The sequence below is a fragment of the Sporomusa sp. genome (assembly GCF_057736855.1).
In genome coordinates, this window is record NZ_JBYKYF010000418.1 from 1,089 (window position 1) to 2,144 (window position 1,056).

1 protein-coding gene is annotated in these 1,056 nt (G+C 44.4%); it reads right to left on the reverse strand.

Going from position 1 to position 1,056, the window contains the following annotated elements:
• Nucleotides 1-958: DUF5696 domain-containing protein (locus tag AC29Z1_RS17080; RefSeq protein ID WP_488272649.1), on the reverse strand; the 958-nt coding region annotated here is incomplete at its 3' end.
• Between the last annotated feature and the right edge of the window lie 98 nt (nt 959-1,056).

Sequence of the window (1,056 nt, forward strand, 5' to 3'; positions counted from 1 at the left end):
GCTTTGTTTCAAAAATCCTGACTGTCTGGTTTTTCTTTTCTATGAAAACCATGTCGGATTCACGATAAATAAAAGTAACCCCGATGTGGCTGTATCCGGAATCAGCGCCTGCCACCTTTGCTGAAACAATTGCCCTTGCTCCCCCGCGGGTGATAATTCCTACAAAGGCATTTTGCCCCTGTTTGCTTCCAAACACAGGCAAAAGCGCCTGCTGCTTTATGCCATCCGATTCCAGCCTGATTGTGGACAGCTCGTCACCGTAAATTCTTTGCTGGTAAGGCTCGGCATAAATGTTTGACTTGTCATACTCAATAAGGGCGCCACAACCGTCAGGAACCAGAAAATATCCATTAGAGCCCAGCTTAGCCGCCCCGAAATACGGCAGCACCGCAACCTGGGTCAGCCTGAAATTCTCGTTGGTTTCTTTGATTCCATCCATAACCACAGATACATTTAATCCATACTCGTCCAATGCAATTTCCAAAGGAACGGTAAAGCCTTCACGTTCAAAAACAAATGTAAACCTTACGCCGTTTTTTATATCCGTTACACTATATGTAGATTTTCTAACACTCCCTGCGTAACCGTTGATTGTTGTAATATTTCCGGTACGGTCTGCATACGCCACCTGAACGAGGGAAGCCATAGCCATTTTTGCAGCAGAGTTTGACAGCTCATCCTGGTTGTAATCCATCGGCGTGCTGAACCAGTTCATCCCTGTTTTATCTGTCAATCTGATTGCCGCCTGGCTCTTATCAACAGCCAGGCTTAAGACGATTATCGAAGCAACCGTCTCGAATTGATAATCTTCCCTGTCGGAACGGGGATAGTAAGACACCGGATTTGAGGTTTCATCCTCCCCGTGAGCCTTTAAACTAGTTAAAGGCAGTTGCATTATCATCGCAAATAAAAGCAAAACCAGAATGCCAAAAACCGACTTACGCTTGCTTCTTGGCAAATTAACCACTCCTTATTGCAAAACAGGGATAATCACAGGAATAACTCCTGATAAACAATTGCTATAAAATTAATCAACTGGCTGAATACGCTATAGAG